Source organism: Paracoccus hibiscisoli, from assembly GCF_005048265.1.
GTDB classification, from domain to species: domain Bacteria; phylum Pseudomonadota; class Alphaproteobacteria; order Rhodobacterales; family Rhodobacteraceae; genus Paracoccus; species Paracoccus hibiscisoli.
Window position 1 is genome coordinate 93,468 of the sequence record NZ_SUNH01000015.1, and the last position, 18,914, is coordinate 112,381.

The window sequence follows — 18,914 nt, forward strand, 5'->3', positions numbered from 1 at the left end:
GCGCCATATCCGGCAAGTCCCATCGAAGGAGAATCCGATGACCCTTGCCATCACCGGCGCCACCGGCCAACTGGGCCGCCTTGTCCTGGACCGCCTGACGGCCCTTGGTCACCCCGCCACCGGCCTGGCGCGCAGGCCCGGCCCCGACCAGCGGCTGTTCGACTATGACCGCCCCGACACGCTGGCCCCGGCGCTGGCGGGCATCGACAGCCTGCTGCTGATCTCGGGCAGCGAGATCGGGCGCCGCGTGGCTCAGCACCGCGCCGTCATCGACGCGGCGGTGGCGGCGGGGGTGCGGCGCATCACCTATACCAGCCTGCTGCGTGCCGACCGCTCGATCCTGTCGCTGGCCGAGGAACACCGCCAGACCGAGGCGATGCTGGCCGCCTCCGGCTTGACCGTCACCATTCTGCGCAACGGCTGGTATCACGAGAACTATCTGGCGGGCATTCCGGCGGCGCTGCAGCATGGCGTGCTGATGGGGTCGGCGGGGCAGGGGCGCATCGCCTCGGCCGCGCGGGCCGATTATGCCGAGGCTGCGGTGGCGGTGCTGCTGGGCCCGGGCCATGACAGCCAGACCTATGAGCTGGCCGGTGCCCCCACCTGGACGCTGGCCGATCTGGCGGCCCAGATCAGCCAGCAGACCGGGCGCGACATCCCCTATCGCGACCTGCCCGAGGCCGATTATGCCGCTGTCCTGGCGGGGGCGATGCCCGCGCCGCTGGCGCAGGTCTATGCCGGGCTGGATGCCGCCGCGGCCCAGGGCGCGCTGGATGGCGACGGCGCGGTGCTGGCGCGGCTGATCGGGCGGCCCTCTCAGCCGCTGGCCGAGGCGGTGCGCGCGGCGCTGGCCTAGTTCGCGCTGTCGCGGATCTGGGCGATGGTCTGCGCCACGCCCACCCGCGGCACGCCGCGCAGCATCTGGTCGCCGATCACGAAGGTCGGCGTCCCCTGGATCGCCATGACCTGCGCCAGCGCGCGGTTGCGCTCCAGCACGCCGGTCACGGCATCGGTCTGCATATGGGCCAGCACATCGACCGAACCGATGCCGATCTGTTCCGAGATGTCGCGCAGTGCGCGGTCGGTCACCGGGCCGCGCAGCGCCATCAGCGCATCATGCGCGGCCAGATAGGCGTCATCCCCCGCCAGCTGATGGACCGAGATGGCATAGCGGGCGGATAGCTCGCTCTCCTCTCCCAGGATGGGAAATTCCTTGAGGATCAGGCGGATATTGCCATCTTCCTCGACCGCGTCATGGACCTCTTGGTTGAACTGTCGGCAGACGCCGCAGCGATAGTCGATGAACTCGACCATGGTCAGGTCGCCCTCGGGGTTGCCGCCGACCCAACTATAGCCGTCCTGGAACAGTGCCTCGCTGTTGTCCTGGACCAGCTGCTGGTCGGTGCGCGACGCGTCCTGCGCCTGGCGGGTCTCAAGGACGGTGATCGCCTCGACCAGAACCTCGGGGTTCTCCATCAGATAGTCGCGCACCGCCGCGCCAAAGGCGGTCTTTTCGGCATCGCTCATCGCGTCGAGGTCAAAGGCCATCGCCGGGGTGGCCAGCGCGGTGGCGGCTCCCAGCAGCAAGGCGGCGGTCAGGCGTGTCATGGGCGCGTCCCTTGAGGTCATGTCGCGCGCAGAGTGGACCGCAGGGCGCGCGATGGCAAGAACGCCCCCCACACGGCTGCGTGTGACCATGCGCCCCCGACAGCACTGCGTGTAAAGAACTGGAGCGTCGCCGCGTCCCGCGCTATCACGGGGCAAAAATGAGGCCGAGCCATGCGACATTCCCTGCGCGGACAGGTTGACCCGTTCATCGTGATGGACGTGATGGAGGCGGCGGCCCGTGCCGAGGCCGCCGGTCGCCACATCATCCACATGGAGGTCGGCCAGCCCGGCACCCCCGCCCCCCTGGGCGCGCGCCAGGCGCTGGCAGGCGCGTTGGAACAGCCCCTGGGCTATACCGTGGCCTTGGGCCTGCCCGCGCTGCGGCAGGGCATCGCGGACCTCTATCGGCGCTGGTACGGGGTCGATCTGGACCCCGCGCGGGTCGTGGTGACGCCCGGCAGCAGCGGCGCGTTCATCCTGGCGTTTTCTGCGCTGTTCGATGCGGGGGACCGGGTGGCGATGGGCTATCCGGGCTATCCCAGCTATCGCCAGATCCTGCGCGCGATGTCGCTGACCCCGGTGGGCATTCCGACGCGCCCCGAGGACCGTTACCAGCCCCGCCCCGGCGATCTGCCCGATGATGCGCAGGGACTGATCCTGGCATCGCCGGGCAATCCGTCGGGCACGGTGCTGACCGTGCCCGAGCTGTCGGCCCTGACGCAGGCGGCATCCGCGCGGGGCATGGCCGTCATCTCGGACGAGATCTATCACGGGCTGTCCTATGGCGACCGCTGCCATTCCGCGCTTGAGGTGACGGATGAGGTTCTGGTCGTAAACTCTTTCAGCAAATACTTTTCCATGACCGGGTGGCGCGTCGGGTGGATGGTCGTGCCCCCGGACATGATCCGCACGGTGGAACGGCTGGCGCAGAACCTGTTCATCTGTCCGCCTCATGCCAGCCAGGTCGCGGCGCTGGCCGCCCTGGACTGCATCCCCGAGGCCGAGGCCAACCGCGCCGTCTATTCCGAGAACCGCCGCCTGATGCTGGAGGGTCTGCCGCGCGCGGGGTTCGACCGCATCGCCCCGCCCGAGGGGGCGTTCTACATCTATGCCGACGTGTCGCATCTGACCGATGATTCCGTGGCCTTTGCGGCCGAGATTCTGGACAAGGCCGGGGTCGCCGTCACGCCGGGGCTGGATTTCGACCCCGACCGGGGGCGGCGGACGCTGCGCTTCTCCTATGCCCGCGCGACGGCGGACATCGCCGAGGGGCTGGCCCGCCTGACCGCCTTCATGGCGGCGCGATGAGGGCAGTGGCGCTGATCCTGGCGCTGGTGCTGGCGCTGTGGCCGGGCGCGCCCGCGCAGGCGCAGGAGGCCGGGCGGCTGGTTCTGGGCGGCTCGTCCCTGACGCAGGCGCCGCAGGGCTGGTGGCACCGCCTGTTCGGCCCCGCACCGCTGGAGGTTGCGCTGACGCTGGATCGACCGGTGCCGTGGCGGGCCTTTCTGGTGGGCGAGCCCGCGCGGCTGGTGATCGACCTGCGCGATGTCGATCTGGCCGGGCTGGACCCCGCGCAGCTGTTCGGCAAGGATCTGGCCCCCGCGATCCGGTGGGGCAGCTTTCGGCGCGGCTGGTCGCGGCTGGTGATCGAGCTGCCCGGCCCTTATCGCGTGGCCCGCGCGGGTCTGCGCACCCAGGGTCCCGAGGCGCGGCTGCAGATCGGTCTGGACCCCGTCGCGCCCGAGGATTTCGCGCCCCGCCCTTCGGCGGCTGCGGCGCTGCGCAACCTGCCCGATCCGGCGCAGCTGCCCGAGCCGCCGCCCCGCGCGCCGGGCCTTGCGGTGACGCTGGACCCCGGCCATGGCGGCTTCGACCCCGGCGCCCAGGCCGGAGGAGAGACCGAGGCCGCCCTGGTCCTGACCTTTGCCCAGGAGCTGCGCCGCGCGCTGGAGGCCCGGGGCGTCACCGTGTCGATGACCCGCGACAGCGATGTCTATGTCCGGCTGGAGGATCGCATGACCGCCGCCCGGCAGGCGGGCGCCCATCTGCTGCTGTCGCTGCATGCCGATGCGCTGCCGCAGGGGCAGGCGGCGGGGGCCACGGTCTATGTCTGGAACCCCGCCTCGGACGGGCGGGCGGCGGCGCAGCTGGCGTTGCGGCACCAGCGCGACGATCTGCTGGCGGGCATGGATCTGCGCGGGCAGGATGACACGCTGGCCACGGTGCTGATGGATTTCGCGCGCACCGACACTCAGCCCCGGTCCGAGGCCTTTGCGAGGCTGTTGACCTCGCGCATGGCGCTGCGCGGCATCGGGCTGCATGGGCGGCCGGTGCAGGGGGCGGCGTTTTCCGTGCTGAAATCGCCCGATATCCCGTCGGTCCTGCTGGAGCTGGGCTTCATCTCGGACCAGACCGACCTTGCGAACCTGACCGACCCCGAATGGCGCGCCCGCATGGTCGAGGCGGTGGCCGAGGCCACGACCGGCTGGTGGCGCGACGAACAGGCCCGCGCGGGGCTTTTGCGTCATTAGCACACCCAGTGTTGCTTTGACCGCTGCGCCGCGCGACGCTATAGGGGGCGCGAAACCCCCGAAAGGCCGACCCCCGTGCTGCGACCCATCCTGTCCTTTTTTGGTGCGATCTTTTCCTGGGTGGTGACGGGGGTGTTCTTTGCCGCCCTGACCGTCGGGGGCATCTTCTGGATCTATTCGCGCGACCTGCCCAGCCACGAGACGCTGGCCCAATACGCGCCCAAGACCATCAGCCGCATCTATTCCGCCGAAGGCCAGCTGATCGACGAATTCGCCGAGGAGCGGCGCATCTTCGTGCCCATCGACGAGGTGCCCGACCTGGTCAAGCAGGCCTTCGTCAGCGCCGAGGACAAGAATTTCTATTCCCACCCCGGCTATGACCTGCGCGGCATCCTGTCGGCCGCCTATGAGGCAGCAGTCACCGGCGGGGCCAGCGTGCGCGGCGCGTCCACCATCACCCAGCAGGTGATGAAGAATTTCCTGCTGTCCAGCGACCGCAGCGTCGAACGCAAGGTCAAGGAGCTGATCCTGGCCGCCCGGCTGGAACGCAGCCTGTCCAAGGACCAGATCCTGGAGCTGTATCTGAACGAGATCTTTCTGGGCCAGAACAGCTTTGGCGTGGTTGCCGCCGCCCAGACCTATTTCAACAAATCGCTGTCCGAGCTGGCCCCCCACGAGGCCGCGATGCTGGCCGCCATGCCGCAGGCGCCGGGCCGCTATCACCCCGTCACCGCCAAGGAGCGCGTGACCGAACGGCGCAACTATGTGCTGCGCGAGATGTGGCAGAACGGCTATATCGACCAGGCGACCTATGAGGCCGAGGCGGCGCTGCCGCTGCGTTCGGTCCAGAACGGCGACTTTCCGTCCTTTCGCCGGGCGCTGCCGCCGCGCGATTATTTCACCGACGAGATCCGCCGCCAGCTGAGCCGCGAGTTCGGCCAGGAGGAGTTCTTTGGCGGTGGCCTGACCATCCGCGCGACGGTGGACCCCGAGCTGCAGTCGGAGGCCGCCAGCGCCCTGCAGACCGCGCTGGAGGATTACGACCGCAACCGCGGCGTCTGGCGCGGCACCGGAGAGGTGATCGAGGCCGGGCTGCTGACCGATGAGGCCAGCTGGCGCGGGGCGCTGTGGGACCTGCGCCTGCCGCGCGACATTCCGGGCTGGCACCCGGCGGTGGTGCTGGAGGTGGGCGCCCGCGACGCCCGCATCGGCATCGAGGGCATCGAGGAGGACGGCGACGGCCACTGGATCCCAGCCAGCGACGTGACCTGGGCGCGGCCCCTGGACCGCGAGACGGGCCGGGCGGGTGCCCGCGCGCAGGTCGCGGGCGATCTGGTCCAGCCGGGCGACGTGGTGCTGGTCCGCGCGATGATGAGCGAGGGCGGCTTTCAGCGCTGGTCGCTGCGTCAGGTGCCCGAGGTTCAGGGCGGCTTCATGGCGATGGACGTGAACACGGGGCGCGTGCTGGCGATGCAGGGGGGCTTCAGCTATGAGAGCAGCGTCTTCAACCGCGCCACGCAGGCGCAGCGTCAGCCGGGGTCAAGCTTCAAGCCCTTCGTCTATGCCGCGGCGCTGGACAACAACTATACCCCCGCGACGATCGTGGTGGACGAGCCGATCCGCATCAACACGCCCCAGGGCCTGTGGGAGCCCAAGAACAGCTCGGGGCGCCATTACGGGCCGACGCCCCTGCGCACAGGCATCGAGCAGTCGCGGAACCTGATGACCATCCGCATCGCCGACGATATCGGCATGGATCAGGTCGCCCGCTATGCCGAGGATTTCGGCGTCTATGACCGACTGTCGCCGTTCCTGGCCAATGCGCTTGGCGCGCAGGAGACGACGCTGTTCAAGATGGTCGCGGCCTATGCGATGTTCGCCAATGGCGGCGAGCGGGTGGAGCCCACGCTGGTCGACCGCGTGCAGGACCGGCGCGGGCGCACCGTCTATCGCCACGACCAGCGCGTCTGCCGGACCTGCGAGATGCAGGCCATGCCCGTGGGGCAGGGGCCGGTGATCGACAGCAACCGGGAACGGGTGATGGATGCGGTCACGGCCTATCAGCTGACCTCGATGCTGCAGGGCGCGGTGACGCGCGGGTCGGGGTCGGGCGTCAACCTGCCGGTGCCCATCGCGGGCAAGACCGGCACCACCAATGACGCCAAGGACGTGTGGTTCATCGGCTATTCCAGCAATATCGTGGCGGGCTGCTATCTGGGGTTCGATCAGCCGCGGACCTTGGGCGAGCGGGCCTTCGGCGGAACGCTGTGCGTGCCGGTATTCAACGCCTTCATGCGCGAGGCGGTGGCGGAATATGGCGGCACCGATTTCGCGGTGCCTCCGGGCGGCTATTGGGTCAAGATCGACCGGCTGACCGGCCAGCGCCTGCCCGACGATGCCAGCGGGCCGAACGTGATCGCGGAGTATTTCCGCGACGGGACCGACCCCGACTGGCTGGCGCCCTTTGTGGTGTCTGGCTTTGGCGACGAGGTCGTGATCCTGCCTTGGGAGGCCGGAGCCAGCAGCGGCGCGGGCCGGGCGATCACGACCTCGACCGGAGAGAGCCGGGTCATCCCGCAGCGCACCGATTTCGGGACCATGTCCTCGGGCGGGCTGTATTGACGGGGTCGAGCGGTTTGCGTCCCGCGACGGCGGGGGGCTGACTGCCCCCCGCACCCCCCGTTCGCGTCGCGCGGGGCCCGAGCGGTGGTCTTGCCCAAGGGCGCGCGGCGCGGTATCACCCCGGACCTGACGCCAGACCGAAGGAACCTGCCCATGCGCGCCGAGACGCAGTCCACCATCGAGGCCATCCGCCGTTCCCTGACCCTGCTGGGTCAGCGCCTGGACTGGACCACCGCGCCGCATCGTCTGGAAGAGATGAACGCCATGATCGAGGATGGCGACCTGTGGTCGGACCCCGCCCGCGCGCAGAAGCTGATGCGCGAGCGCCAGTCCCTGTCGGACGCGATCGAGACCTATCGCCGGATCGAGGACGACCTGTCGGCCAATGCCGAGATGGTCGAGCTGGCCGAGGCCGAGGGCGATGCCGATCTGGTGACCGAGGCCGAGGGCAACCTCAAGGCGCTGGCCAAGCTGGCTGCCCAGAAGGAGCTGGAAGCGCTGCTGAACGGCGAGGCGGATGCCAACGATACCTTCCTGGAGATCAACGCGGGCGCGGGCGGTACCGAGAGCTGTGACTGGGCCTCCATGCTGGCACGCATGTATGTGCGATGGGCCGAAAAGAAGGGCTATGAGGTCGAGCTGCTGTCCGAGACGGCGGGCGATGAGACCGGTATCCGCAGCGCCGGCTATAAGATCACCGGGCACAATGCCTATGGCTGGCTGAAGTCGGAATCGGGCGTTCACCGGCTGGTCCGCATCAGCCCCTATGACAGCGCGGCGCGGCGGCATACGTCCTTCAGTTCGGTCTGGGTCTATCCGGTCGTGGACGAGAATATCGAGATCGACATTCCCGACCGCGACATCCGCATCGACACCTATCGGTCGTCGGGGGCGGGCGGCCAGCACGTCAACACCACGGATTCGGCGGTGCGCATCACCCACCTGCCTACAAACATCGTCGTCACGTCGTCGGAAAAGTCGCAGCACCAGAACCGCGCCAACGCCATGGCCGCGCTGAAGGCGCGCCTGTACCAGATGGAGCTGGACCGCCGCAACGCGGAGGTGAACGCCCAGCACGCCGCCAAGGGCGATGCGGGCTGGGGCAACCAGATCCGCAGCTATGTCCTGCACCCCTATCAGATGGTCAAGGATTTGCGCACCAGCGAGGAGACCAGCGACACCCAGGGCGTTCTGGACGGCGATCTGGACCGCTTCATGGCCGCGACGCTGGCGTTGGACGTGGCCGGGAAAAGCCGCGCCGAGGCGAATGCCGAAAGCTAAGATCGGGGCGCCCTTGTGGCGCCCCTTGTCGTCGGAGGGGTGATGGAACGCAGGCAGCTGGGGCAGGGCGGCCCGATGGTGGGCGCGGTGGCCCTGGGCACCATGAACTTCATGGGCACCTATGGCGCGGCCGATCCGCGCGACAGCCTTGCCGTGATCGACGCCTGCATCGAGATGGGGATCGACCATATCGACACTTCGGACGTCTATGGCGCGGGCGGGGCCGAGACGTTGCTGGCGCCGGTGCTGGCCCGCCACAAGGGCCGCGTGACCATCGCCAGCAAGGCGGGCATCACCCGCAACCCCGACCACCCCTTTGACAATTCGCCCGCCTATCTGCGTGCCGCGCTGGAGGGGTCGCTGCGCCGCATGGGGGTCGAGCGGATCGACCTCTATTACCTGCACCGCCGCGAGGCCGCCCGCCCCGTCGAGGAGGCGATGGAGGCGCTGATGCGCCTGCGGGACGAGGGCAAGATCGGCGCCATCGGCCTGTCCGAGGTCGCCCCCGCCACGCTGGAGCGCGCCTGCGCCGTGGGTCCGGTCGCCGCCGTCCAGTCGGAATATTCGCTGTGGTCGCGCCAGGTCGAGCTGGGCATGACCGACGCCTGCGCCCGGCATGGCGCCGCGCTGGTGGCGTTCTCTCCGCTTGGGCGGGGCGTGTTCGGGGATGCGCCGCCTGACCCGGCGGGCTTTGCGCCGGGCGATTTGCGCATCACCATGCCGCGGTTCCAGCCGGAGAACTGGGCGCGCAACCTGCCGCGCCTGCGGGCCTTTGGCGATTGGGCGCGGGACCGGGGCGAATGCCCCGCCGCCGTGGCGATCGCCTGGGTTCTGTCGCGCGCGCCGCATGTCATCGCGCTGCCCGGATCGCGCAGCCTGGATCACTGGCGCCAGATCGCGCGCGGTGCGGCCTTGCGGCTGGATGCCGCGGCGCTGGACCAGATCGACCGGCTGCTGCCTGCAGGATGGGCGCATGGGCCGCGATACGGGCAGGCGATGGCCGTGGGGCCGGAGGGCTGGTCGTGATGCTGCGCTGCGGCGTAAACAGGGAACTTGCCAGCCGTTGCAGGGCTTGTATCATGCTGCAACTGCATCATTGAGGGCTCCATGGAACAGAAACGCATCAACCTGGCCCTGCAGGGCGGCGGCGCGCATGGCGCATTCACCTGGGGCGTGCTGGACCGCCTGCTGGATGAGACCTGGCTGGAGGTCGCGGCCATCAGCGGCACATCCGCCGGTGCGCTGAACGGGGCCGCGCTCAAGGCGGGGCTGGCGGCGGGTCGGGGGCGGGCCGGGCAGCAGGCCGCGCGCGACAATCTGGACGCGCTCTGGTCCGAGGTCGGCACCATGAGCGACAACCGCGTGATCCGCTGGATCAATTCGCTGATGCCGATGGGGCGCGGGTTCCAGCGCCTGACCGAGGTGTTTTCCCCCGCCGCCTGGCTGGACAACCTGACCCGCCTGGTCAGCCCCTATGATTACGGGCCGTTCTACACGAACCCGCTGGCGGCGGTGCTGCGCGGGCTGCCCCATCCCGATTTCACCGCCGATGCCGGGCCGGACCTGTTCGTGGCCGCGACCAATGTGCGGACCGGCCAGATCCGCGTCTTTACCGGCGCGGAGGCGGATGCCCATGCGGTCATGGCCTCGGCCTGTCTGCCGACGCTGTTCCAGGCGGTCGAGATCCACGACCCCAAGACCGGGCGGCTGGAGGCCTATTGGGATGGCGGCTATGCGGGGAACCCGGCGCTGTATCCGCTGTATCCGTCGCGCTATCCCGATGACGTGGTCATCGTCGCGCTGAACCCGATGATCCGCGAGACGCTGCCCCGCACCCCGGTCGAGATTTCCGACCGCGTGAACGAGGTCAGCTTCAACAGCAGCCTGATGTCGCAGCTGCGCGCCATCAACTTCGTCAAGCGGCTGCATCTGGAGAACCGCCTGACCGATAGCCCGATGAAGAACGTGCTGATCCACATGATCATGGACGACGCGCTGATGAACGACCTGTCCGCCCGGTCAAAGCTGATGCCCGGCGCGCACAAGCTGGCCATCATGAAAGGGGCCGGACGCGTGGCCGCCGACACCTTCCTGGAGCAGCATGCCGACAAGCTGAACAAGGCCGACAGCGTCGATCTGTCGGCCATGTTCAAGCGCAGCTTCGATCACGCCACCGGCTGAGCCATCGCGGCGGCGATCCGCGCGGCCAGGCGGGCGTTGTTCAGCACCAGTTCGATATTGCTGTCCAGCGAGCGTCCCTCGGTCAGCTCGAAGATCCGGCCCAGCAGGAAGGGCGTCACCGCCTTGTCAGCGATGCCCTGGGCCGCGGCCTCGGACAGGGCCTGTTCGATCACGGGCATGATCTGGTCCTGCGGGATCTCGGCAGCCTCCGGGATTGGGTTGGCGACCAGCTGGCCGCCCTTGAGGCCCAGGGCCGCGCGCATGGCGGCGGCGGCGGCGATGTCTTCGGGCGTGTCCATGCGCAGCGGCGCGCGGATGCCCGAGGCGCGCGACCAGAAGGCCGGCAGATCGTCCTGGCCATAGGCGATGACCGGCACGCCCAGGGTCTCCAGCACCTCCCAGGTCTTGGGCAGGTCCAGGATCGCCTTGGCACCGGCGGCCACGACCGTCACGGCGGTCTGCGCCAGCTCCTGCAGGTCGGCCGAGATGTCGAAACTGTCCTCGGCCCCGCGATGCACGCCGCCGATGCCGCCGGTGGCGAAGACCTTGATGCCTGCCAACTGCGCGCAGATCATCGTGGCCGCGACCGTGGTGGCACCGGTCCGTCCGTTCGCGATGCAGACGGCCAGATCGGCACGGCTCAGCTTCATGGCCTCTGCGGGCGGGGTCTGGGCCAGGGCGCGCAGGGCCTCGGGCGTCAGGCCGATATGGATCTGGCCGCCCATGACGGCGATGGTCGCGGGGACCGCGCCACCGTCGCGGATGGTGGCCTCGACCTTCTCGGCCATCTCCAGGTTCTGCGGCCAGGGCATGCCGTGGGTGATGATGGTCGATTCCAGCGCCACCACGGGCAGGCCGCGATCCAGCGCGTCGCGAACCTCGGGGGGATAGGTGAGGGGGGCAGTGTGGGTCACGGGACATCCTTTCCGGAGACATGCGCGGCCGAGGCACGGACCGCCTGGCGCAGGGCCTCGTCGCGCGGCATCAGTTTCAGTTCGGCGGCCAGATGGGCCGCAAGGAAGCAGTCGCCCGCCCCGGTCACGCGTTCCACGGTGACCTTGGGGGGCTGATGGGTCAGGGTCGGGCCACCGGCGATCGCCTCGGCGGCCAGGTTCGGGCCGTCGGTGACCAGCACCCGGGCAGCACCCCGCGCGACGACCGCCTCGGCGGCCTGGGCCGCGTCGGCGCAGGCGCGCCCGGCCAGGATCTCGGCCTCAAGGCGGTTCAGATAAAAGCACCCGCGCCGCGCGGCGATCAGCGGCTCAAGGCGCTCGGCCTTGCCGGGGCTGGCGGGCACCACGCGCAGATCGGCGCGCATCAGGCGCGGATCGCGGGCGATGGCCGACAGCAGCTCCTCGGTCAGGTTGCCGTCCAGGACGACCGGGCCGGTCCAGACGGGCAGGGCGTCCAGCGGCGCCAGGATTGCCGCGCCCGCCAGCTCCAGGCTGAGCGCATCGGCCACGGCGGCGATCAGCCCCTCGCTGTCCTCGATGGCCATATAGCAGTCGGTGGGCAGGCCCGCGTCGCGCGTCAGGTGATCGGTCAGCACGCCAAGGCGCTGCGCCTCGGCGATCAGGCCCTCGCCCTCGGAATCGCGGCCCACGGCGGACAGGACCGAGGGCGTCATGCCCCACCGCGCCAGCGCGACCGCCACGTTCAGCGCGACGCCGCCCGGCAGGTGCCGGATGCGGCCCGGCACGTCCGCACCCGGCGCCATCCGGCGCGGCGCGCGGCCGATCACGTCCCACAGCATCGCGCCAATGCACAGCACGTCAGGCGTCTTGGTCATCATCGCTCCTCAGCTGGACATCCAGAAAGCGTTCGAAATCGTCCAGATCTACCGGGTCGAACTGGCCGAACCCCTGCATCCAGACCGAGGCCCGGCGCATCCCGTCCGGGTCCAGCTTGCACCACGTGATCCGTCCGCGCCTCTCCTGACGGATCAGACCGGCGGCTGCAAGCACCGCCAGATGCTTGGAGATCGCGGCCAGGCTCATCTGGAACGGCTCGGCCACGTCGCTGACGGCCATGTCATCCTCCAGCAGCATCGACAGGACGCGGCGTCGGGTGGGGTCGGCCAGGGCCGCAAAGATCAGGTCCAGCCGGTCCGGCGGGGCAGGCGGGGTCATGGGTGCGGGCTTTCGGATCGGGGAATGGTCAACCGGGCGGTTGAATGATGACGCCGCCGCGCGGCGATTGCAAGCCCGCGCCCACAGCAGGGTTCGCAATTAATGCGCGTCAAATCAGGGGGTTGCGGAATGGTCGGTGCGGCTTGACTTGGGCGGCCCCAGCCCCTAGACAGCGCCCAACGACGTCGGGGGCGTGACAGATGGCCGAAAAACCCCAGGGCGATGCGGATCGGACGGCGGATGCCGACCGCCTGCGGGCACTGGAGGCCAAGCTGGCCGCCCTGACACCGAAACCCTCCGGGCCCGGCCCGATGGGGAAATATGAACAGGCGAACCTTGCCTGGCGCATGGTGATCGAGCTGGTGACCGGGCTGGGCCTGGGCTTCGTGGTCGGTTACGGGCTGGATTATCTGCTGGGCACGATGCCTTTCATGATGGTCCTGTTCATCTTTCTCGGCCTGGCGGCCGGCGTCAAATCGATGATGCGGACCGCCTCCGAGCTTGACAGGAAACCCGGCACCGCGCCGGAGGACAAGACATCCGGCCACGAGCCGGGCAGTGACGAGAGGGATTGATCGTGGCGACGGAAGCGACTGGCGGCGGCCTTGAATTTCACCCCATGGACCAGTTCGTGGTCTCGCCGCTGTTCGGTAACGGCCCGGTGGCATGGTACACCCCCACCAACGTGACGCTGTGGCTGGCGCTGACCGCGCTGGCCTCCATCGCGCTGCTGGTTCTGGGCACCCGTGGCCGCGCCATCGTCCCGAACCGCGCGCAGTCGGTGGCCGAGATGGCCTACGGCCTGGTCCACAAGATGATCGAGGACATCGCCGGCAAGGAAGGCCTGCGGTATTTCCCCTATATCCTGACGCTGTTCATGTTCGTCGTCTTTGCCAACCTGCTGGGTCTGGTGCCGATGGCCTTCACCGTCACCTCGCACATCGCCATCACCGGCGTTCTGGCCCTGGCGGTGTTCTTCGGCGTGACGATCATCGGTTTCGCCAAGAACGGCGCGCATTTCCTGGACCTGTTCTGGGTGCGCTCGGCGCCGCTGGCGGTCCGTCCGGTGCTGGCCGTGATCGAGGTCATCAGCTACTTCGTCCGTCCGCTGTCGCTGTCCATTCGTCTGGCGGGCAACATGATCGCCGGTCACGCGGTCATCAAGGTTTTCGCGGGCTTCGCGGCCATTGCCGCCGTCGCCCCCATCGCCATCGTCGCGGTTGTCGGGATGTATGCCTTCGAGGTGCTTGTCGCCATCGTCCAGGCCTACGTGTTCACCATCCTGACCTGCGTCTATCTCAAGGACGCGCTGCACCCGTCGCACTGAGGCGACGGTCCGCAGCCCCTGCGCGGTCCCTGTCGGGACCGCATCCACCACGATCGACCAACTTCCAACCGCAAGGAGAATTTCCATGGAAGGCAATATCGGAGAACTGGGCCAGTACATCGGCGTCGGCCTGACCGCGTTCGGCATGGGCATGGCCGCCCTGGGCGTGGGCAACGTTGCCGGCAACTTCCTGGCCGGTGCCCTGCGCAACCCGTCGGCCGCCGCCGGCCAGACCGCCACGCTGTTCATCGGCATGGCATTCGCGGAAGCACTGGGGATCTTCTCGTTCCTGGTCGCGCTTCTGCTGATGTTCGCGGTCTGATCCACGGCCATCCTTGCGGCGGGGTGGGGGTCTGTCCCCCGCCCCTTCGTTCGTTCCAAGGCCATGGGGTAGGATATGTTCAGCCTGTTGCAAGAGGCCGCCACCACCGCGGTCGAAACCACTGAGGGCGCGATCGTCATCGACGATGCCACCGCCCACGGCGCGGATGCCGCGGCCCATGGGGTCGAAGGCGCCGGTTACGCCACCGAAGCCGCGGGCCTGCCGCAGCTGGATATCACCACCTTCGGCAACCAGATCTTCTGGCTGGTCGTCACCCTGGTGGTCCTGTATCTGGTGCTGTCGCGCGTGGCCCTGCCGCGTATCGCGTCCGTGTTGTCGGACCGCCAGGGCGCCATCACCGGCGATCTGATGGCCGCAGAAGAATTCAAGCTGAAGGCCCGCGAGGCCGAGGCTGCCTATGACAAGGCCTTGGCCGATGCCCGCGCGCAGGCGCAGACCATCGTCGCCCAGAACCGCGCCCAGATCCAGGCGCAGCTGGACGAGGCCATCGCCAAGGCCGATGCCGAAATCGCCGCCCGCACCGCCGAATCCGAGACGCGCATCCGTGCCGTCCGTGCATCCGCCGATGTCAGCGCGCGCGACGTGGCGCAGGACGTCACCGCCGAGCTGGTCCGCACCTTCGGCGGCCAGGCCGACGATGCCACGGTGGGCGCCGCCCTGGACGGGCGCATGAAGGGGGCCGTGCAATGAACCGCATGATCGCAACGCTGGCCGTGACCGGCCTGACCGCGGGACCGGCCATGGCCGCGGCGGGGGATTACGGGTTCTTCTCGCTGCGCAACACCGATTTCATCGTGCTGCTGTCCTTCCTCGCCTTCATCGGCGTGCTGGTCTATTTCAAGGTGCCCGCGCTGCTGGGCGGCCTGCTGGACAAGCGGGCCGAGGGCATCCGCGACGACCTGGAGCAGGCCCGCCGCCTGCGCGAGGAAGCGCAGGAGATCTATGCCAGCTACGAGCGTCGCTCGCGCGAGGTCAAGACGCAGGCCGACCAGATCGTGGCCAATGCCAAGCGCGAAGCCGAGGCCCAAGCCGCCAAGGCCCGCGAGGATCTGGCCCGGTCCATCGACCGTCGCCTGCAGGCGGCCCAGGACCAGATCGCCAGCGCCGAGAGCGACGCCGTGCGTGCGGTCCGTGACCGCGCCGTGGCTGCGTCTATCGCGGCAGCGTCCCAGATCCTGGCGGATCAGGTGCGTGCCGGTCAGCGGTCGGCCGGGATCGACGACGCCATCGCAGACGTGGCGCGTCGCCTGAACTGACATCACCATCGGACAGTGATCCCTAAGGCCCCCGCCGCACCCGCGCCGGGGGCCTTTTCCTTAGGAACCGGGGCGGTTGTGCAGGCGCAGCCGCGCCACCGCCGCATGATCGTCGGCGCGGCGCTGTGCGGACAGGGTCTGGGCCACCAGATCCAGGTGCTCCTCCAGCGCGGCGCGGGCCTGGGGGCCGTCGCGCATCTGCAGCGCGTCATTGATGGCGATGTGCTGGTCCAGGATGCGGTCGCGCAGATCGGGGCTGGCAAAGATGCGGGGGCGGTTGAACAGCATCCCCTGGCGCAGCAGGTCCTGCATGGCGCGCATCATGTGCAGCGCGATCAGGTTGTGGCTGGCCTCGACGATGGCCATGTGGAAATCGGCATCCAGCGCGGCCTCCGCCTGGGGGTCGGGGGTGGCATGGGCGTGGCGCATGGCCTGCACGATGCGGTCCAGAACCTCAAGGTCGGTGTCGCCCGCGGCGATGGCGGCACGTTCGGCGGCCAGCCCCTCCAGATCCTTGCGAAAGGTCAGATAGTCATCGGCCGCCTGCGGATGCCGCGCGATCAGCTGGACCAGCGCGGGAGAGAACGCGCTGCCCAGCACATCGGCCACGAAGACACCCGAACCGGGGCGGGCGACCAGCAGCCCGTCGGCCTGCATCGCGGCCAGCGCCTCGCGCAGCGACGGGCGGCTGACGCCCATGCGTTCGGCCAGGTCGCGTTCGCCGGGCAGGCGTTCACCGGGGCGCAGCACGCCCTGCAGGATCAGTGCTTCAATCTGCGCCACGACCGCGTCCGACAGGCGGGCGGCGTCGATGGGGTGGAAGGGGCTGTCGGGATCGGTCATGGCGGCGGGTCCGGGCTGTCGGGGTGGTCATCCTAGGGCCGGGCCGGCGCGGGGAAAAGGGGCCGGGCGCATGGCCCGGCCCCGATGCGGCCTTTACTGCGTCGGACGGATCAGGATCTCGACCCGGCGATTCTGGGCACGGCCTGCCTCAGTCGCGTTCGAGGCGACGGGCTGGGTAAAGCCGCGGCCCGCGGCGGCCAGACGGTTCTGCGCGACCCCTGCGGCGGCCAGGATGCCCGCGACCGATTGCGCACGGCGCTGCGACAGGTCCTGGTTCAGCGCGGCGCTGCCGGTGTTGTCGGTGTGACCGATCACCTCGACGCGGCTGTTGGGATACTGGTTCAGGTTGCGCGCGACGGCATAGAGGTCGGTCTGCGCCGGGCCCGACACGGCGGCAGAGCCGGTGGCGAACAGGATGCCGTCGGGCATCACGACCTGCAGGTAGCTGCCGTGGTTGACGATCTGCACGTTGGGGTTGCTGATCGACTGTTCCAGCGCGGCTGCCTGACGGTCCAAGATGTTGCCGGCCACGGCACCGGCGGCGGCGCCGACGATGGCCGCACGGGCGGCGTCACGGCTGCGGTTGCTGCCGTCGCTGTCGCGGGTGCCGCCATAGAGCGCGCCCACGGCTGCGCCCGCCAGCGCGCCCTGCTGGGTGCGGCTCATGCCGGCGGCGCCGGTATCGGTCATCGCGGGGGCACAGGCGCCCAGCAGGGTCAGGCCACACACGGCCAGGATCGAGGTCTTGCGGAGGCTCATGGGGCTCCCTTTCCTTGGTGGGGGCGGGCGATGGTCGCCGCGCCGGGTCTGCATTGGCGGTCCCGCGGCCCGACAGGGGCTGATTCCGGGATATGCCGTCAACGCGTGGCACGCTGTCGCAGTTCCGCGCCAAAGGAAAGTCACTGTTTCGTGGAGGGCACTGGAAACGCTTTGAAAACCTTGTGTGCCGGGGCCCGCTTGCATTGCGCGGGCGGGGCGGTCAAAAGCGGGGGCATGGCCCTGTCCCGTCGTCTGCCGCCCGCCTTGCCGTTCTCCGATCAGGTCGCGATCTTTTCGCGGCTGGCCGAGGGCAATCCGGCGCCCGAAACCGAACTGCTGTTCGTGAACCCCTTCACGCTGGTCGTGGCCGTGGCGCTGTCGGCGCAGGCGACCGATGTGGGCGTGAACCGTGCCACGCGCGGGCTGTTCGCGGTGGCCGATACGCCCGCCAAGATGCTGGAGCTGGGCGTCGAGGGCGTCACCGAACATATCCGCACCATCGGCCTGTTCCGCCAGAAGGCCAGGAACGTCATCGCCCTGTCGCGTATTCTGGTCGAGGAGTATGACGGCCAGGTGCCCGACAGCCGCGCCGCGCTGACCAGCCTGCCCGGCGTGGGGCGCAAGACCGCGAATGTCGTGCTGTCCTGCGCCTTCGGCCACCCGGCGCAGGCGGTCGACACGCATATCTTTCGCGTCGGCAACCGCACCCGCATCGCGCCCGGACGCGACGTGGACGAGGTCGAGCGCGCCATCGAGGACAATGTCCCCGCCCGGTTCCAGGCCCATGCGCATCACTGGCTGATCCTGCATGGGCGCTATATCTGCCAGGCGCGAAAACCCCGCTGCGGCATCTGCCCGATCCGCGACCTGTGCCCCTATGAGGAGAAGACCGCATGAGCACCCCCTATGTCATCGGCATCGGCAATGCCGTCATGGACATCATCGCCCCCACCGAGGACGCGCGGCTGGAGGCCCTGGGGATCACCAAGGGCATCATGCAGCTGGTCGACCGCGAGCGGTCGGAATACCTGATGGCCGCGCAGGCCGACGACCATTCCGCGCGCCGCGATCAGGCGCGCATGGTCGCGGGGGGCAGCGTGGCGAACACGCTGGCGGGGATCGGCGGGCTGGGGCTGCGCACGGCCTTTATCGGTTGCGTGGCCGATGATGAGATCGGGCAGCTTTACGCCAGCCAGACCGAGGGGGCGGGCACGCGCTTCGTGAATGCGCCGGTGGCGGGGGCGGGGCTGCCCAGTTCGCGCACGATCATCTTTGTCACGCCGGATGGCGAGCGGTCGATGAACACCTATCTGGGCATCTCGGCCGAGCTGGGCCCCGAGGAGGTCGCACCCGAGGTGTTCGACGGCGCGGGCTGGCTGTTCCTGGAGGGCTATCTGTTCGACAAGGACAAGGGCAAGGCCGCGTTCCTCAAGGCCGCCGAATGCTGTCACGCGGCGGGCGGCAAGGCCGGGATCGCGCTGTCGGACCCGTTCTGCGTGGACCGGCACCGCGAGGATTTTCGCCGTCTGGTCGCGGGTCCGATGGATTACGTGATCGGCAACGTCCATGAATGGCAGGCGCTGTACCAGGTCGAGGATCTGGACGAGGCGCTGCGTCTGGCGGTCGCCGATTGCGGCACGGTGATCTGCACCCGGTCCGGCGATGACGCGATCCTGATCCGCGACGGCGAGCGGGCCTGCGTGCCTGTGCAGCGCGTGGTGCCGGTGGATGCGACCGGGGCGGGCGACCAGTTCGCGGCGGGGCTGATCTATGGGCTGGCCACGGGGCGGCCCCTGGACGTGGCGGGGCGCATGGGCTGCATCGCGGCTTCCGAGGTGATCGGGCATGTGGGCGCGCGGCCGCAGGGCGACATTCTGGCGCGGTTCCGGGCCGAGGGGTTGGTCTGAGGCTTGCGTCCCGCGACGCAGGCGGGGGGCCAGCCCCCCGCACCCCCCGCCGGGCGGGCGCTGCGCGCGCCCCCCGGACCCCCGCGCGTTGTCGCGGTTTCGTGACGTTGCGCCAGGGCGGGCACGC

General features: G+C 69.4%; 20 protein-coding genes. 14 read left to right on the forward strand and 6 right to left on the reverse strand.

The genetic code is table 11. The features are described 5' to 3' along the window. The first annotated feature begins 37 nt into the window (after positions 1 to 37). Entirely contained in the window at positions 38 to 856 is an 819-nt protein-coding gene (locus tag FA740_RS11805) for an SDR family oxidoreductase (protein WP_136856975.1), read from the forward strand. Here the strand turns inward: FA740_RS11805 and FA740_RS11810 are convergent. Beyond that, the gene (locus FA740_RS11810; protein WP_246053605.1) at positions 853 to 1,608 is read right to left on the reverse strand and encodes a DsbA family protein; all 756 of its coding nucleotides are present in this window, start codon (positions 1,606 to 1,608) and stop codon (positions 853 to 855) included. The two genes, FA740_RS11805 and FA740_RS11810, sit on opposite strands and share 4 nt — an antisense overlap. Positions 1,609 to 1,779: 171 nt before the next feature. Between FA740_RS11810 and FA740_RS11815 the strand changes: the two genes are divergently transcribed. The 6 genes from FA740_RS11815 (at position 1,780) to FA740_RS11840 (ending at position 10,223) form a co-directional block, all read left to right on the forward strand. Beyond that, positions 1,780 to 2,916 carry a pyridoxal phosphate-dependent aminotransferase gene (locus FA740_RS11815; RefSeq protein ID WP_136856977.1) on the forward strand — a complete coding sequence of 379 codons (1,137 nt, stop codon included), beginning with the start codon at positions 1,780 to 1,782 and terminating at the stop codon, positions 2,914 to 2,916. Then, positions 2,913 to 4,139: an N-acetylmuramoyl-L-alanine amidase gene (locus FA740_RS11820; protein WP_136856978.1), complete on the forward strand. Its 1,227-nt coding sequence runs from the start codon at positions 2,913 to 2,915 to the stop codon at positions 4,137 to 4,139. Before FA740_RS11815 ends, FA740_RS11820 begins: the two co-directional genes overlap by 4 nt. A gap of 75 nt (positions 4,140 to 4,214) precedes the next feature. After that, complete coding sequence (locus FA740_RS11825; protein ID WP_136856979.1) at positions 4,215 to 6,761, forward strand: penicillin-binding protein 1A; 2,547 nt, start codon at positions 4,215 to 4,217, stop codon at positions 6,759 to 6,761. A gap of 153 nt (positions 6,762 to 6,914) precedes the next feature. Continuing rightward, complete coding sequence (gene prfB, locus FA740_RS11830) at positions 6,915 to 8,042, forward strand: peptide chain release factor 2 (RefSeq protein ID WP_136856980.1); 1,128 nt, start codon at positions 6,915 to 6,917, stop codon at positions 8,040 to 8,042. A 42-nt stretch (positions 8,043 to 8,084) separates the two neighbouring features. Then, complete coding sequence (locus FA740_RS11835; RefSeq protein WP_136856981.1) at positions 8,085 to 9,068, forward strand: aldo/keto reductase; 984 nt, start codon at positions 8,085 to 8,087, stop codon at positions 9,066 to 9,068. Positions 9,069 to 9,149: 81 nt separating this feature from the next. Then, positions 9,150 to 10,223 carry a patatin-like phospholipase family protein gene (locus tag FA740_RS11840; protein ID WP_136856982.1) on the forward strand — a complete coding sequence of 358 codons (1,074 nt, stop codon included), beginning with the start codon at positions 9,150 to 9,152 and terminating at the stop codon, positions 10,221 to 10,223. Here the strand turns inward: FA740_RS11840 and FA740_RS11845 are convergent. The 3 genes from FA740_RS11845 to FA740_RS11855 are packed head-to-tail and all read right to left on the reverse strand — an operon-like array spanning position 10,208 to position 12,352. Further along, positions 10,208 to 11,137: a pseudouridine-5'-phosphate glycosidase gene (locus FA740_RS11845; protein ID WP_136856983.1), complete on the reverse strand. Its 930-nt coding sequence runs from the start codon at positions 11,135 to 11,137 to the stop codon at positions 10,208 to 10,210. The two genes, FA740_RS11840 and FA740_RS11845, sit on opposite strands and share 16 nt — an antisense overlap. After that, positions 11,134 to 12,012 (reverse strand): PfkB family carbohydrate kinase, encoded by an 879-nt coding sequence (locus FA740_RS11850; RefSeq protein ID WP_136856984.1) that lies wholly within the window; start codon positions 12,010 to 12,012, stop codon positions 11,134 to 11,136. Before FA740_RS11850 ends, FA740_RS11845 begins: the two co-directional genes overlap by 4 nt. Next, complete coding sequence (locus tag FA740_RS11855; RefSeq protein ID WP_136856985.1) at positions 11,996 to 12,352, reverse strand: ArsR/SmtB family transcription factor; 357 nt, start codon at positions 12,350 to 12,352, stop codon at positions 11,996 to 11,998. The genes FA740_RS11850 and FA740_RS11855 overlap by 17 nt, the downstream gene beginning before the upstream one ends. 200 nt (positions 12,353 to 12,552) lie before the next feature. On the opposite strand from FA740_RS11855, the gene FA740_RS11860 reads away from it, so the two are divergent. The 5 genes from FA740_RS11860 to FA740_RS11880 all read left to right on the forward strand — a co-directional run bounded on the left by FA740_RS11860 (position 12,553) and on the right by FA740_RS11880 (position 15,278). Then, positions 12,553 to 12,927 (forward strand): AtpZ/AtpI family protein, encoded by a 375-nt coding sequence (locus FA740_RS11860; protein ID WP_136856986.1) that lies wholly within the window; start codon positions 12,553 to 12,555, stop codon positions 12,925 to 12,927. 44 nt (positions 12,928 to 12,971) lie between these two features. Then, positions 12,972 to 13,679, forward strand: a complete 708-nt coding sequence (locus FA740_RS11865) for a F0F1 ATP synthase subunit A (RefSeq protein ID WP_136856987.1) — start codon at positions 12,972 to 12,974, stop codon at positions 13,677 to 13,679. A gap of 85 nt (positions 13,680 to 13,764) precedes the next feature. Further along, positions 13,765 to 14,001 (forward strand): F0F1 ATP synthase subunit C, encoded by a 237-nt coding sequence (locus FA740_RS11870; RefSeq protein WP_042244507.1) that lies wholly within the window; start codon positions 13,765 to 13,767, stop codon positions 13,999 to 14,001. Between the two features lie 75 nt (positions 14,002 to 14,076). After that, positions 14,077 to 14,712: a F0F1 ATP synthase subunit B' gene (locus FA740_RS11875; RefSeq protein ID WP_136856988.1), complete on the forward strand. Its 636-nt coding sequence runs from the start codon at positions 14,077 to 14,079 to the stop codon at positions 14,710 to 14,712. Then, a complete protein-coding gene (locus FA740_RS11880; RefSeq protein ID WP_136856989.1) occupies positions 14,709 to 15,278 on the forward strand; it encodes a F0F1 ATP synthase subunit B in 570 nt (189 codons plus the stop codon). The genes FA740_RS11875 and FA740_RS11880 overlap by 4 nt, the downstream gene beginning before the upstream one ends. Positions 15,279 to 15,338: 60 nt before the next feature. Here FA740_RS11880 and FA740_RS11885 read toward each other — a convergent pair whose 3' ends face one another. Together FA740_RS11885 and FA740_RS11890 are read right to left on the reverse strand one after the other, a co-directional pair. Next, complete coding sequence (locus FA740_RS11885; protein WP_136856990.1) at positions 15,339 to 16,121, reverse strand: FadR/GntR family transcriptional regulator; 783 nt, start codon at positions 16,119 to 16,121, stop codon at positions 15,339 to 15,341. A gap of 93 nt (positions 16,122 to 16,214) precedes the next feature. Further along, positions 16,215 to 16,880 carry a YiaD family glycine zipper/OmpA-like lipoprotein gene (locus FA740_RS11890; protein WP_136856991.1) on the reverse strand — a complete coding sequence of 222 codons (666 nt, stop codon included), beginning with the start codon at positions 16,878 to 16,880 and terminating at the stop codon, positions 16,215 to 16,217. Positions 16,881 to 17,114: 234 nt separating this feature from the next. Here FA740_RS11890 and nth point away from each other — a divergent pair, with 234 nt between their 5' ends. Both nth and FA740_RS11900 read left to right on the forward strand, forming a co-directional pair. Beyond that, positions 17,115 to 17,777, forward strand: coding sequence for an endonuclease III (nth, locus tag FA740_RS11895; RefSeq protein ID WP_136856992.1), 663 nt, complete (start codon positions 17,115 to 17,117; stop codon positions 17,775 to 17,777). Then, positions 17,774 to 18,787 carry an adenosine kinase gene (locus FA740_RS11900; protein WP_136856993.1) on the forward strand — a complete coding sequence of 338 codons (1,014 nt, stop codon included), beginning with the start codon at positions 17,774 to 17,776 and terminating at the stop codon, positions 18,785 to 18,787. The genes nth and FA740_RS11900 overlap by 4 nt, the downstream gene beginning before the upstream one ends. Positions 18,788 to 18,914 lie beyond the last annotated feature (127 nt).